The organism is Streptomyces sp. NPDC057565, from assembly GCF_042801455.1.
In the GTDB taxonomy this organism is placed as follows: domain Bacteria; phylum Actinomycetota; class Actinomycetes; order Streptomycetales; family Streptomycetaceae; genus Streptomyces; species Streptomyces yanii.
The window spans coordinates 24,031-36,725 of record NZ_JBHVFU010000076.1 but is presented as its reverse complement, the minus strand read 5'-3'; the positions used below and the strand labels follow the sequence as shown (position 1 = coordinate 36,725).

General features: G+C 70.1%; 13 protein-coding genes. 8 read left to right on the top strand and 5 right to left on the bottom strand.

The window, feature by feature from the left end; genetic code table 11:
* Positions 1 to 336, top strand: a 336-nt coding sequence (locus tag ACFU8W_RS46925; RefSeq protein WP_384051847.1) for a helix-turn-helix transcriptional regulator, incomplete at its 5' end; no start/stop codon positions are given.
* A gap of 69 nt (positions 337 to 405) precedes the next feature.
* Here the strand turns inward: ACFU8W_RS46925 and ACFU8W_RS46920 are convergent.
* The gene (locus ACFU8W_RS46920) at positions 406 to 1,212 is read right to left on the bottom strand and encodes an alpha/beta hydrolase (RefSeq protein ID WP_384051844.1); all 807 of its coding nucleotides are present in this window, start codon (positions 1,210 to 1,212) and stop codon (positions 406 to 408) included.
* Positions 1,213 to 1,532: 320 nt separating this feature from the next.
* Between ACFU8W_RS46920 and ACFU8W_RS46915 the strand changes: the two genes are divergently transcribed.
* Positions 1,533 to 2,003, top strand: coding sequence for an SsgA family sporulation/cell division regulator (locus ACFU8W_RS46915; RefSeq protein ID WP_384051842.1), 471 nt, complete (start codon positions 1,533 to 1,535; stop codon positions 2,001 to 2,003).
* A gap of 456 nt (positions 2,004 to 2,459) precedes the next feature.
* On the opposite strand, the gene ACFU8W_RS46910 is transcribed toward ACFU8W_RS46915, so the two are convergent.
* A complete protein-coding gene (locus ACFU8W_RS46910; protein ID WP_384051840.1) occupies positions 2,460 to 2,660 on the bottom strand; it encodes a hypothetical protein in 201 nt (66 codons plus the stop codon).
* Positions 2,661 to 2,740: 80 nt separating this feature from the next.
* Between ACFU8W_RS46910 and ACFU8W_RS46905 the strand changes: the two genes are divergently transcribed.
* From ACFU8W_RS46905 to ACFU8W_RS46880, 6 genes are all read left to right on the top strand, one after another.
* On the top strand, positions 2,741 to 3,703 hold the full coding sequence (locus tag ACFU8W_RS46905) for an RNA polymerase sigma factor (RefSeq protein WP_384051838.1): 963 nt from the start codon (positions 2,741 to 2,743) through the stop codon (positions 3,701 to 3,703).
* A 116-nt stretch (positions 3,704 to 3,819) separates the two neighbouring features.
* Entirely contained in the window at positions 3,820 to 4,749 is a 930-nt protein-coding gene (locus tag ACFU8W_RS46900) for an alpha/beta fold hydrolase (RefSeq protein WP_384051851.1), read from the top strand.
* Between the two features lie 788 nt (positions 4,750 to 5,537).
* Positions 5,538 to 5,966: an organic hydroperoxide resistance protein gene (locus ACFU8W_RS46895; RefSeq protein WP_384051837.1), complete on the top strand. Its 429-nt coding sequence runs from the start codon at positions 5,538 to 5,540 to the stop codon at positions 5,964 to 5,966.
* Positions 5,967 to 6,626: 660 nt separating this feature from the next.
* A complete protein-coding gene (locus ACFU8W_RS46890) occupies positions 6,627 to 7,073 on the top strand; it encodes a VOC family protein (protein WP_345520062.1) in 447 nt (148 codons plus the stop codon).
* Positions 7,074 to 7,199: 126 nt separating this feature from the next.
* Positions 7,200 to 8,639: a dihydrolipoyl dehydrogenase family protein gene (locus ACFU8W_RS46885; protein WP_384051835.1), complete on the top strand. Its 1,440-nt coding sequence runs from the start codon at positions 7,200 to 7,202 to the stop codon at positions 8,637 to 8,639.
* The gene (locus ACFU8W_RS46880) at positions 8,636 to 9,238 is read left to right on the top strand and encodes a GPP34 family phosphoprotein (protein WP_384051833.1); all 603 of its coding nucleotides are present in this window, start codon (positions 8,636 to 8,638) and stop codon (positions 9,236 to 9,238) included. The genes ACFU8W_RS46885 and ACFU8W_RS46880 overlap by 4 nt, the downstream gene beginning before the upstream one ends.
* Positions 9,239 to 9,679: 441 nt before the next feature.
* Here ACFU8W_RS46880 and ACFU8W_RS46875 read toward each other — a convergent pair whose 3' ends face one another.
* The 3 genes from ACFU8W_RS46875 to ACFU8W_RS46865 all read right to left on the bottom strand — a co-directional run bounded on the left by ACFU8W_RS46875 (position 9,680) and on the right by ACFU8W_RS46865 (position 12,646).
* Positions 9,680 to 10,231: a hypothetical protein gene (locus ACFU8W_RS46875; protein ID WP_384051830.1), complete on the bottom strand. Its 552-nt coding sequence runs from the start codon at positions 10,229 to 10,231 to the stop codon at positions 9,680 to 9,682.
* Between the two features lie 349 nt (positions 10,232 to 10,580).
* Complete coding sequence (locus ACFU8W_RS46870) at positions 10,581 to 11,345, bottom strand: MBL fold metallo-hydrolase (RefSeq protein ID WP_384051828.1); 765 nt, start codon at positions 11,343 to 11,345, stop codon at positions 10,581 to 10,583.
* Between the two features lie 365 nt (positions 11,346 to 11,710).
* Entirely contained in the window at positions 11,711 to 12,646 is a 936-nt protein-coding gene (locus tag ACFU8W_RS46865) for a LysR family transcriptional regulator (protein ID WP_384051826.1), read from the bottom strand.
* Between the last annotated feature and the right edge of the window lie 49 nt (positions 12,647 to 12,695).

Genomic DNA, 12,695 nt, shown 5'->3' with positions numbered 1-12,695 from the left:
CCCAAAGCAGCACGACACCCCCTCACCCTCGCCGCCGACACCTTCCAACGACTCGGCGCACCCACCTGGACCGAACGCGCCCGAGCCGAACTCAGAACCGCCGGTGCGTCCACCCTCGCCTCGTCGGCGCACCTCGCGGCACTGACCTGGCAGGAGCGCCGCATCGCCGATCTCGCCGCCGGCGGCCTGACCAACAAGGAGATCGGCGAACGGATGCACCTGTCACCGCGCACCGTCAGCTCCCACCTCTACCGCGTCTTCCCCAAACTCGGCATCACCTCCCGCGCCGCACTGCGCGACGCACTGGGCAGGCTTTCCAGTGATCAGAACGTGTGAGTACCCCGCACGGAACCACGGTGGCCGACAGGCCGGGACCGCAGGTCCCGACCGTCGGCCGCGGTGCGTTCAGCCCTCCTCCGTAAGGGCGCGGACGCCGCGCTCGTCGAGCCAGCCGAGCACGTAGTCGGCGACGAAGCGCCATCCGCTGTCGATGACCAGGGAGTGGCCGCGGTCCGCGAACTGCTTCAGGTCGGTCACGGCCGTGGAGTCGCCGTACTCCTTGTAGACCGCGCGGCTGACGGAGTCGGGCACCAGCCGGTCCTCCTGCCCCGAGATCAACAGGAGCGGTCCACGGTCCGTGTTGCCGATGTCGGCCATGGCGAGCGGGCTGCGCACCGCACCCGCGCATCCGAGATCGCCGAGCAGACGGAGCGGCGCCGGCACCGCGTAGCGCTCGTGGAGTCGGTCGGACTCCTCCGGAGCGACGGTGTTCGCGAAGACGTGGTGGAACTGCTCCGACGACAGGGACACCAGCCCGTCGGCGCCGTCGGCATCGCCGGGTGTCCACAAGGGGACCGGCGATCCGGGCAGGGGGACGGCGTTGATCGGGGCGGGCGCGATGGCCACGGCGGCCCGGCCCACATTCGCGCCGATGAGGTGCTGTGCGATGAGCCCGCCGACGGAGTGGCCGACGATCACCGGCGAGATGTCGAACGACCGCACGATCCCGGCGTAGTGGTCCGTCAGCGCGGCCAGACCGAGGCCGCCGAGGGGACCGGGCGATCTGCGCATCTCGTGAGGGGCGTTGGCCTCCCCGGGCCAGCCGGGGGTGAAGGCGAGGAACCCCCGGCTGGCGAAGCGTTCCGCCCATGACTCCCAGGACAGCGCGTGCAGCCACGCACCATGGATGAAGACGACGGGAGTACGGTTCACGGCTGGTTCCTCCGAGCACGACGATCACCCGGCACCGGCACACGGGCGACTGCTCCAGGATCGTCCAGGCATCGGCCCGGGGCGACAGTCGAATGACTTAATGCCGTCGCCCGGCGGCGGCACGCGGGCTCGGGCCCCGCGCGAAGGCGCCCGGAATTCCAGGCACCGCAAGGCGGACAACCATCCATATATCGACGGCCCGTCACGAAGATCACCGTCGATCCGGTGAGGCAAGACGGTCAACTTACCTATGTACGACGCTCCCCCGGCCGCCAAAGTGGATCAGGCCAGCCACCGCCCCAGGGAAGGATCCACCCGTCATGAGCGGCAACCAACCAGGTGTCCATGCCTCGCGAACGGCGCCGCACGGCGGTCCAGAACTCGTCCTGGATATCGAACGCGTTCTGCACGTCTCCGCCCGTCAGGCGATCAGGGCAGCATTCCGGTTCACCCCGGAGTCTCCGTTGGCCGTGTCCGCGGAGTTCCTCATAGAAGGCGGCCCGCGCGTCCTGTGGCGTATCGGACGGGACCTCCTCCATCAGGGGCTGTACTCGATGAGCGGCCTCGGCGACGTTCAGATGTGGCCGTCGAACCTGGAGGAGCGTGCGACCGCTTGGCTTCAGCTGACCTCCGGTGACATGGCGGCTCTGTTCGAGTTGCCCGTGGCACCGCTGGCGCAGTGGCTGGAGTACACCTACGAGCTCGTTCCCGCGGGTCATGAGCTCGCCGGGGTCGACTGGGACGTCGCCACCGCGGACCTCTTCCCCGCTCGCGAGGCGCAGTCCGACTGATCGCGCGTCACGTCCCGCCTCCTCCGGCGGCAGGTGACGCGCGGCCGGTGCCGCGGCCCCGTGTCGAAGGGGGGCGGTACGGACATGGGGTCCCCGAAGCAGCGTATGCCGACACATGTGTCATTGCCTTCCGCACACATCCTGCCACAGTCAAGGTGTGTTGTCCGCATGTGGAGAGCAACTTCCTCGACGGTCGGCTGCCCGCCGGCGTGCTCACCTCTTCGGTCCGGCATCGGGCCACGCGACGGCGGTCACCGCGGTGGCCGGCGTCGGCGGCCGGCCGCCCGTAGTCCAGCGTTCCCGGCAGGTCCGTCGACCGGTGGTGGTGCGGATTACGGAAGTTCGCGCTGTCCGTGAGCACACCACGACCGGCCCGGCAGGGGAACCGGCGACGAAGGGAGGAGATTCGCCCTCGAACCCGCCGGGAAGCGGCGGACCGCGACCGGGGTCGTGGGATCAGCGCTTCGACGACGTGAGGACCTCGCAGTCCGCCGCCCTCGCCGCCTCCAGGGCAGTCAGCACACCGACCGGCGGTGCGGCGGTCCGGCGGGCATGGCTGTCGATCAACGCGCCGAGGGTGTGCACGACGATGGAGCCCGGGGGCTGCCCGTGATAGCACCACACATCCCGTGGGACGGCGGACCTGCGGCCCGTCAAACCCCCGTTCGGACCGACACCTGATACTCGTCGAGGGTTAGGCTCGGGAGAGACAGGTGTCGCGGCTGGAGGAGCAAGGTATGAGCGGGGTGCCGGTGACCACCGGGCCGGGAGAGGACGCGGCACTGACCCGGGCCGCGCAGGCGGGCGACGTATCGGCCCTGGCGCTGCTCCTGGAGCGGCACCGGCCCGGGATGCGGGCCGTGGCGCTCAGCCTGCTGGGACCGGGCCCGGACGTGGACGACGTCATGCAGGAAGCGGCGCTGGTGGCGCTGCGGCGGATCGTGGACGTCCGTGATCCGCGGGCCGTGGGGCCGTGGCTGCGGATGGTGGTGCGCAACAACTGCCGGACCCTGCTGCGCGCCTCCCGGCGGGTCGAGCCCGTGGAGGAGGTGCCGCTGCCTCCGGACGGCGTCACTCCCGAGCAGGTGCTGCAGAGCCACGCGCTGCGGGACTGGATCTGGGAGGCCATCGAGACGCTGTCACCTGCCTTGCGGCTGCCGGTCGTCCTGCGGTACTTCTCCACCGGAATCACCTCGTACCAGCAGATCGCCGAAGCCTGTGCCGTGCCCGTCGGCACCGTGCGCAGTCGGCTCAGCCAGGCCCGCGCCGCGTTGGCCCAGGCCGTGACCGCCACGGCGGCCACGGCGCACGAGGATGTGACGCGCCGTACGGAGGCCAGCTGGCACGAGGCACGGGAAACACTCGCGGCCGCCGAGCGTGGCGAGTTCGGCAAGGTGGTCAAGGACCGCTACTCCCCCGATGTGTCGCTGCTGACCGGCGGTGAACGGCTCGGCGGTGCCGGAGTCCTGCTCGCGGGCATGGACTGCGACCTCTCAGCGGGCGTTCGCCAGCGGCTCGTCCACATCGTGGCGGGCCGGTCCCTGGTCGTGTGGGAGATGGAACTGATCAGCCCGGCTGACGATCCGGAGCACTGTCCCCCGGGGGTCGCCTGGATCATGACGCTGGACGGCGGTCGCATCGACCGGGTTTCCCTCTTCCACGCTGCCCGCCCGATGGAGCCTGCATCTCCCGCGGCCTGAGCCAAACGTTCCTCCCCCAGCCGCTGTGCGCCAGATCACATCGCGGCGACCGAACTTGTCGGCCTCCGGAGCGTCGTGCCGGTGTCATGGAAAACCAGCACATCACGGAGGACTCGATGGTCTCGTCACCCGCGCACAACCCCGCCTCGGCGCCCGACACCGCCCCCCTCTCCCCCGGCACCCACACGTACCGGCTGGGCGGGCTGGTACAGCGCTACCACGTCCACGGCAGCGGTCCGGTGTGCGTGGCCCACTCCGGCGGTCCCGGAATCTTCTGGGAGTACATGCGCATGCCCGCCCTCGAAGAACACCTCACCATGGTTTACGTCGAGCCCATAGGCACCACGACGGACAACCGCCTGCCCTCGCACCCGCACGGATACACGCGGGAGCGCTACAGCAGCTTCCTGGAGATTCTGATCAACCGGCTCGAGGTGCCGAAGGTGCACCTGCTGGGGCACTCGCACGGCGCGTTCGTGGCCGCCTATCACGCCCTGTACCGCCCTGGGCGGCTGGCAGGAATCGTTCTGTACGAGGGCGCCCCTGTCACCGGCCCTGAGCACGGCGCGGAGGCGGCCCGGATGGTGGAGGCGTTCGCCGCGAAACATGCCGGCCACCCCGGACTGCCCGGTGTGATGGCCGCGTTCGGTGCGATGGGCAGCATGTCCACCGACGAACAGACCGCGGCGGTCGCCCGGGGCGTACTGCCGTCGTACTTCGCCGACTACTGGGCGGACGAGGAGCGGCTGGCCCCGTTCCGGGAGGCCGTGCGGGCCACGTACATCTCGGGCCTGGACGAAAATCTCGCCCCCGACGCCATCGACGACCGCGCCGCGCTCAAGGAGCTGACGGTACCGGCACTGGTCGTCGTGGGCCGGCACGACGTGATCTGCGGAATGCGCTGGGGTCTCGAACTCGACGAGCTGATCCCGCAGTCGCAGCTGCTGGTGCTGGAGAACAGCGGTCACATGGGACATGTGGAGGAACCCGAGCTGTTCGCGGCCTCGGTCCGCGGCTTCGTCCTGGAGACCGCAAGCGCGAGCTGACCGAAGAGGCCGCCATCGTCTCGATCGGCCAGGTCTGCCGCCTGCTGCGACTGTTCTCCATCCGGCAGCAGTTCCCAGACCTGGCCGACGGCGCTGCCCGCGACCAGATGTCCTAGCGTGTGTTCCTGGCCGAGTTGCTGATGGCCGGGTTCGACGAGTCGGGCTGCGTGGAGCTCGACCGGTTTGCCGACCGACGGCGACGGCGTGTGTTCCGGGTCAGAACTGCCTCTCTGCCCGCTCAGTCGTCGCCCGCGCGACATCCAGGGCGTACGTCCTGGGGAGCTGCCCGCTGGAAGTCACATCGGTCACCACACGGCCCACCCGGATCATCACTCGCCCATGCTGCTGGGTGCGAGCCGGCCTCGTCCTGTCAGCAGGACTCGGAGATCCTGGCTCTCGCATGCCAGGTGCGGCAGCCGTCGTACGCAGTCTGCGCAGGGACCCTGGTGCCACGGGCATCCCCTCCCGGTGCGCTGTCTGCGGTTCATCCGCGCGGTGGAATCCGGGGCGGTGCGGCACATGTGACTCGCCGTCGGCGGCAAGGCTCGGGCATGTCGCAGAAGGAGCTCGGGGGCGTGTGCGGCGCGCAGGCGCGTGTGCCACGGAGGCGCTTGCGGCACGGAGCGCGCGACACATGTCGGAGACGGCCGCGAGCAGACATTAGTCACCGGCTTGACGGGTGACGAAGAAGCCTGCCATGATTACGTCACCCCCTCAGCCAGTGACGAGAAAGCGTCCTGGTCAGGGAATGACCCAAGACCTCTAGACCCAGATGCGGAGCACCAGTCATGGCAGTCACCTACACCGCCGTTGTCGACGTCGACGGAGAGGGCCGGAACGGTGGTCACGTCCGTTCCTCCGACGGCCTGCTGGAGACCAGCCTCGCTCTCCCCAAGGAACTCGGCGGCTCCGGCACCGCGACCAACCCCGAGCAGCTCCTGGCCGCCGGCTGGGCCGCCTGTTTCCTCGGTGCCCTGCGTCGCGCCGCCAGCCTGCGCAAGGTCCGCCTGACCAGCACCACCATCACAGCCGAGATCACTCTCACCCACGGCGACGACGACGAGTTCTCCCTCTCCGCGGTCCTCAACCCCGTCATCGGCGGTGTGGACCAGGCCACGGCCGAGGAACTCGCACACGCCGCCCACCAGATCTGCCCGTACTCCAAGGCCACGCGCGACAACGTTCCCGTCACCATCAACGCCAGCGCCGCCGCCTGACCCGTTCCTCCCCCTGACCGCGGGTCCCGTGCCCCCTTCCCCCCGGCACGGGACCCGCTTCCCCTCTCCCACACACCCACACCGGCCACCGAAGAGCGAGGACGGGACATGGCCACCACGACTCACACACACGTAGGGCGCGCCAGGCTTCCTCGGCCCGCTCCCGGCGGTGTCACCACCGTCCCCGGCGAGCCGCCGTCCAGGAGCGCGGCAGGCTCCGAAGAGCCTGCCTGGCCCACCGGCACACAGGTGTGGAGCTGGGCGCAGAGCGTGACACTCATGGGATACGGTCCAGCGCCGTTCCGTTTCCTGTGACGCACAGAACCGCGTGCTTGATCACCGCCGCCGGTGAAGCAAGCTGGCGGGCCCCTCAAAAGGCCTCATGACTCAAGGGACTTCGGCCGAGGGTGCCGGAACACACCGTCAGGTGACTGATGCGGCATACGTCAATCGCGGCCGACAGTGAGAACACGGTGCCCACCGACATGGACGTGAGCGCCGTCGGCTGGTGTGGTCCCGACGCATGGCGAGTCCCACGCACGCCAGGTGAGTCCTCGCACCACATGCGAGTCCTCGTACCGCATATGAGTCCTCGATGGCACCGCCCACCGAGCTCACCCCCTACCGAATATCCGAACCATCGAAAGCGGGATGACAGCAATGGACATGAAGCTTGAAGTCGTCGTTCTGCCGGTGTCCGACGTGGACCGCGCCAAGCGCTTCTACGCGGAACAGCTCGGCTGGCGTCTCGACGCCGACTTCCCGATCGACGAGGGGTACCGGATCGTGCAGGTCACCCCGCCCGGCTCCGAGTGCTCGGTCATCTTCGGCAAGGGCCTCACCCAGCAGGAGGCGGGCACCCTCCACGGCCTCCAACTGACCGTCACCGACATCGTCGAGGCCCAGAAGGAACTGGAATCCCGCGGTGTGCAGGTCTCCGGCCCGTTCCGCGACGAGACCGGCGCCTTCCACCACGCCGGTGACTCCCACCGGGTTCCCGGTCTGCACCCCGAACGTGCCAGCTACGGCACCTTCGCCGCCTTCGCGGACCCCGACGGCAACGAGTGGTTCCTCCAAGAGGTCACCCAGCGCGCCCCCGGCCGCTGAGACCCGGTCCCGGCGCGGCTGACCTCTCCCGCCGCGCCGGGACCGCCATCCCCCACGTCAGAGCATCCACCCGGCCCCATCCAGCCGGACCCATCCACCCGGCCCCGTCCATCCACCGGAGGACACATGTCGACCGAGAACATCCGCACCTACGACGTCATCGTGATCGGCGCAGGGCCGGTAGGTGAGAACGTCGCAGACCGCACCACCGCCGCGGGCCTGAGCACCGTCATCGTGGAGAGCGAACTGGCCGGCGGCGAGTGCTCGTACTGGGCCTGCGAGCCCAGCAAGGCATTGCTGCGCCCGGTGCTGCTCCGCGCCGACGCCGTACACGTTCCCGGCATCCACCCCGCCGTCAAGGAACCGTTGGACATCGACGCCGTCCTCGCGCATCGCGATCGCATGTCCGCCGACTGGAAGGACGACGGCCAGGTTGAGTGGATCAAGTCGGTCGGCATCGACCTTCTGCGCGGTCACGGACGCCTGGCGGGCAAGCGCGAGGTGTCGGTGGAGACCCCGGACGGCGGCACCGTCCGGCTGCGGGCCCGGCACGCCGTCGCCGTGTGCACCGGCAGTCGCGCGGCTCTGCCCCCGCTGCCCGGGATCGAGAGCCTCAGACCCTGGACCAGCCGGGACGCGACCAGCGCCCGGAAGCCGCCCGGACGCCTGGTGGTTGTCGGCGCAGGTGTGGTGGGCGTCGAGATGGCCACTGCCTGGCAGGCACTGGGCAGCCGGGTCACCCTGCTCGCCCGTGAGGACGGACTGCTGCCCCGCATGGAGCCCTTCGCCGGGGAGCTGGTCACCGAGCGGCTGCGGGAAGCCGGCGCGGACGTCCGGTTCAACGTCTCGGTAGCCGCAGCGGAGCGGACGCAGGACGGGGAGGTCCGGATCACCCTGACGGACGGCTGTGAACTGACCGCCGACGAGATCCTGTTCGCCACCGGCCGCGCTCCGCGCTCGGAGGACATCGGGCTCGACACCGTGGGACTGGTCCCGGGCAACTGGCTCGCCACCGACGACAGCCTGACGGTCACCGCCGTCCCCGGGAACTGGCTGTACGCCGTCGGAGACGTCAACCACCGGGCACTCTTCACCCACCAGGGCAAGTACCAGGCCCGCATCGCGGGTGCCGTGATCGGTGCCCGGGCCCGGGGTGAGCAGTTGGACACCGGCCGCTGGGCACCGCACAGCGGGACGGCCGACACCGAGGCGGTCCCGGGCGTCGTCTTCACCGACCCCGAGGTCGCCTCCGTGGGCCTGACCGTCCGCGAGGCCGAGCTCACCGGTCGCGCCGTAGAGGTCGTCGACCACGAGATCGGCCACCTCGCCGGAGCCCTCCAGTACCGCCCCGACTACCGGGGCAAGGCCCGTATTCTCATCGATCGCGACCGTCAGGTCGTGGTCGGCGCCACCTTCGCCGGGCCGGGCGTCGGTGAACTGCTGTACTCGGCCACCATCGCCATCAGCGCAGAGGTGCCCGTCGACCGCCTCTGGCACGCCGTACCCGCCTTCCCCACGATCAGCGAGGTGTGGCTGCGCCTGCTGGAGACCAGGAGGGACTCTTGACCACCGCACGCGATCTGGCGCTCGTCACCCTGGGTCTGCCGCCGGACCGGTCCGTGGAACAGGGCGACCTCTCCCTGGTCCTGGCGGGGGCCGAGGCGATCGACCTGCTGGAGAGCGGGGCGCTGACCCTCGACGGCGACCGTATGGTGCCCGGACCGGGGGTGACGACGGGCGACCGCCTGCTGGATCAGGCGCTCGCCTCGCTCGTCCGCCAGGAACCGTACGAGACCGTCGGGGACTGGCTGTGGCGCCGCGGCGCCCGACTCGCCGCGGCCTACGCCGAGGACCTGGAACGGGCCGGACTCGTCGTCCCTCCGCGAGGTACCGGGCTTCGGTCACGGTTCACGCGGACCGCTCCGGCCGACTCGCCGGAGCGCCGCCGCGCAGAGGAGCGACAGGCATCGGGCGAGCCCGTTCTCGCCGCTCTGACGGCCGTCCTGCGGACCGGGGACACCCAGGCGGACGACTGCCGAAGCGTCGACGGGGACGCGGCGAACGCGGTACTGGCCGCGGTCGGAGACGCGGTGACGGAGCTGGAGGCCGCACGGCTGCGCCGGGACGTCGAGAGCAACGCGTTCGACAACATGTGGCGCGGCTAGGGACCTCTCGGCGCAACGCCTGCGGCGACGTGACACCTGTGCGTGCTCGGGGACGATTCCCGCCCGCCGGCCCCGTCGTGAGAGGTCCGACCGCGCGCCGAGCGGGCCGGGGCACATCGGCCCGCTTGGCAGAGCCGGCCTTCGTCCGCGCGCGAGGGCCTCCCGCCGACCGGACCGGACGGTGCGCGGGCGGGAGCCGCCGAGGTGCGTGTGGGAGCGGAGGCCGTACGGGCGAAGGTCAGGGCTTTCCACGACCTCGGCGCCGACGGACTCGTGCTCGACCCGGCCGTCGACGATGTCGATCAGGTGCGACGACTGGCGGATACCGTCCGGCAGGAGGACCCGCGGTCATGCCCGGAGCCCCGCGGCGGGACAACGTCGCACGGAGCGCACACATGCGTCCGGCTCAGTGAGCCACCGCGCGCGGGACACACGAACATGTCAGTCGGTCGCGTCCTGCTCCACGAGGGTGTACATGACGGAACGCTGCTGCTTGTGACGCTGGATGCGCCCCTTGGCGACCAGCGATTCGAGGGTGTTCCGTACCACCTGCGGAGTCGGGTTCCGGTCCGGGTGCTTCTCCAGAAGCTCGTCCCGCAGTTCCTTCGCCAGGCGAGGTCCGTCGTGCTTGCCGAGCAGGGCCATCAGCAGGTCACCGAGCAGCGGCTGGCGCGACTTCCCCTTCGCGCCGACCGCTGCTTCACCTGCCCCACGGCTGGTCCCGGCCGAGCGTCGCGCAGCGGCTGCGGCGGGTGCTCGCTTCGCCTTTCCGACGGCGGGCTCGTTCTGCAACTGCTCAGGCAGACGCGACGGATCGGCGAAGCCCTCGTACCGCTCGGCGAGCTTCAGAATGTCTGTCAGGAGGGCCTCCTCCTGCTTCAAGACCATGATCCTCTCCGTCAGCTCCTGCTGACGGCGGTGGTTCTCCTCCAGATCCGACGCGGCTTGTTCTACCAACCGCGATCGGAACGTGGGGGCTGACTGGCTGGTCACAACCGTTTCACTCCCTCGCTATGAATGATGTTGCGCATGGTACCCACGCCGAGGTCCCCGTGCAGATAAGTGTCAGTGCCGGGCGATACGCCAAGCATGTTCACCCTTCACGATAGGCGCCGATGTACTCGCGCATATAGTTGGCGCCGGTATTTCTTCGACTGCCAAGGGCACGTGGCAGCCACCCGCATCAGTCTCACTCCGTACAGAGTCCCCGGCAGGTGTGTCGTCGAATCGCCCGCGAAGACCCTTGGTGGATCGCTGTGTGTTGCGGCCGTGGGCCCACCGGTGGGCCCACGGTCCGGGACCGCGGCAGAGTGCCTCGGTGCACGTCACGGGGCCGGATCCGTCACCTGACCGCATGTTCGCGGGCCGCCAGAGCGGCTTTCTCGGCTGAACCATGGTGCACGGGTCCATGGCCGGGAAGCAGCACGTCCGCGTCCACGTTCTCGATCAGGGCCAAGGAGTCGAGTGCCCGGGAACGGTCGGTGTGGAACATGGCGGGCAGCAGTTGCGGCCCGTTGATCCGCGACGTGGGATGTGCGGTCACCAGGGCGTCGCCGGTGACGAGGATGCCGCTCCCCGGCAGGTGGTAGGCGCAGTGGCCGTTGGTGTGCCCCGGTGTGTGCACGGGAACGGGACCGCCTGGCAGGTCGAGCGCCCCCGGCACGGGGAAGGGCTGCGGCTCCGAGACCGGCACGTGGGTGGTGCCCCCGGCGCGCAGGGCGTGGACGGCCCAGGGGAGCACACCGGGCCGCCATCCCTGTGCGAGGACTTGAGTGACGGACACCTGATCGAGGAAGTCGCGACGGGCGTGCGCCACCTCGTCCTGATGCATCAGGACGGGCACCCCGTACACGACGCGCAGGTGTTCGGCCGCGCCGATGTGGTCGTTGTGCGCGTGGGTGACCAGGACTGCGGTCACGGAACGCGGGTTCAGCCCGACCGCTTCCAGCGAGGCCAGCACGGCGTCGCGATCAGCGGGGTAGCCGGTGTCGATGAGGGTGCAGCTGTCGCCTTCCTTGACGATCACCCAGTTGGTGTTGCTGCCGGACACCGAGTAGACATCGCTCCGGACCTGGACGATGTCTTCGTCCCGCAGGGCCTTCGGCATGGTCGATCTGATCCTCTCGTCGCGCGGCCGGATGCCCGGGGCCGCCGCCGCTGCGGGTCGTCGGCCCGTCCGGGGGGTGGCCGGCAGCGCGCTCATGACGCTGCACACCGGGTACCCGGTGGCATCACCTCATGGTGCCATGTGTGTGAGGAGGGATGATACGTGTGAGGGATGGATCTGGTCCTCGTGTCGCACCCGGCCACTCCGGTGCACCTTTGTGGCTGCATGTCGAGGGCCGGCAGGTGTCACCGACGGATCGCACCCTCCATCCCCCGGCGTGGGGGGGCGGAGTGTGCCGATGGCCACGTCTGCCCTCGAGCTACCGTCCGGCGGTCCGGCCACGGTGATCGCGGACGCGGAGGAGTTCAGCGGGGAAAGACCCAGTCCGGCGTCCAGGTCCCGGTGGCGTCGTGGCCGGTCGCTGTGGCGGCGATGTGGGCGCGGAGGGTGGCCAGCGCCGGGTGGGGGTTGTCGCGGCGCCAGAGGAGGGAGTGCGGGTAGACGGGCGTCGGGTCTGTCACCGGGATGCGGCGCAGGCCGTGGCCGGCGGGCCAGATGAGGCGGGTGTGCCCGCCCATGAAGGTGGCCAGGGCCGGGGTGTCGGCGACGGTGTCGAGGAGCGCGTCGGAGCCGAAGTTGGGGCCGGTCGCCTCGATGGTGAGGCCGAACTCGGCGACGAGGTCGTCGTAGTAGGCGGCCCACTCGGTGCCGGGGACAATGCCGGGCATCCAGATCCGGTGTCCGGCGAGCTGCGCGAGGGGCACCGACCGGGCGCCCGCCAGCGCGTGGGCGGGGCCGGTGAGGAGCTGGAGCGGCTCGTCAATTACCCGTACGGACTCGATGTCCTCGGGGAGGGGCCGGCCGGGCGCGGCGACGGCGCGGAAGGTCGCGTCGATCGTGCCGGAGCGGAGGGCGGCGACGGCCGTCTCGATGTCGAAGAGCATCATCACGTCGAGGTCGACCTCGGGGTGCGCACGGTGGAATCCGCGCATCAGGCCCGACGCCGCGCCGCGCGAGTTGATCACGTCGACGCGCAGTGGACGGCGATCGGTGCGCACGGACGCGACCGCGCGTTCGGCGACGCGCAGGAGTTCGCGCGCGTGGGGCAGGAACGCCTGCCCGTCGATGGTGAGCGCGGCGCCGCGCGGCGTGCGGGTGAACAGCCGCACGCCGAGCTTGCGCTCCAGCGCGGCGATGCGTTTGGAGACAGCCTGCTGGGTGACCTCCAGCTCGGCGGCGGCCTCCTGGAACTGCCCCGCGTCGGCGGCGGCGACGAAGGTTCGTACTGCTTCGAGATCCACGGCGATTCACCTTAGAGAACAACGGATGGTTGTGAACAGCCGGCATGGC

Excerpts from the sequence above, each read along its gene's own strand:
- ACFU8W_RS46915 (WP_384051842.1), top strand. The coding sequence starts at position 1,533 with ATGAGCGGCAACCAACCAGGTGTCCATGCCTCGCGAACGGCGCCGCAC.
- ACFU8W_RS46905 (WP_384051838.1), top strand. The coding sequence starts at position 2,741 with ATGAGCGGGGTGCCGGTGACCACCGGGCCGGGAGAGGACGCGGCACTG.
- ACFU8W_RS46900 (WP_384051851.1), top strand. The coding sequence starts at position 3,820 with ATGGTCTCGTCACCCGCGCACAACCCCGCCTCGGCGCCCGACACCGCC.
- ACFU8W_RS46895 (WP_384051837.1), top strand. The coding sequence starts at position 5,538 with ATGGCAGTCACCTACACCGCCGTTGTCGACGTCGACGGAGAGGGCCGG.
- ACFU8W_RS46890 (WP_345520062.1), top strand. The coding sequence starts at position 6,627 with ATGGACATGAAGCTTGAAGTCGTCGTTCTGCCGGTGTCCGACGTGGAC.
- ACFU8W_RS46885 (WP_384051835.1), top strand. The coding sequence starts at position 7,200 with ATGTCGACCGAGAACATCCGCACCTACGACGTCATCGTGATCGGCGCA.
- ACFU8W_RS46870 (WP_384051828.1), bottom strand. The coding sequence starts at position 11,345 with ATGCCGAAGGCCCTGCGGGACGAAGACATCGTCCAGGTCCGGAGCGAT.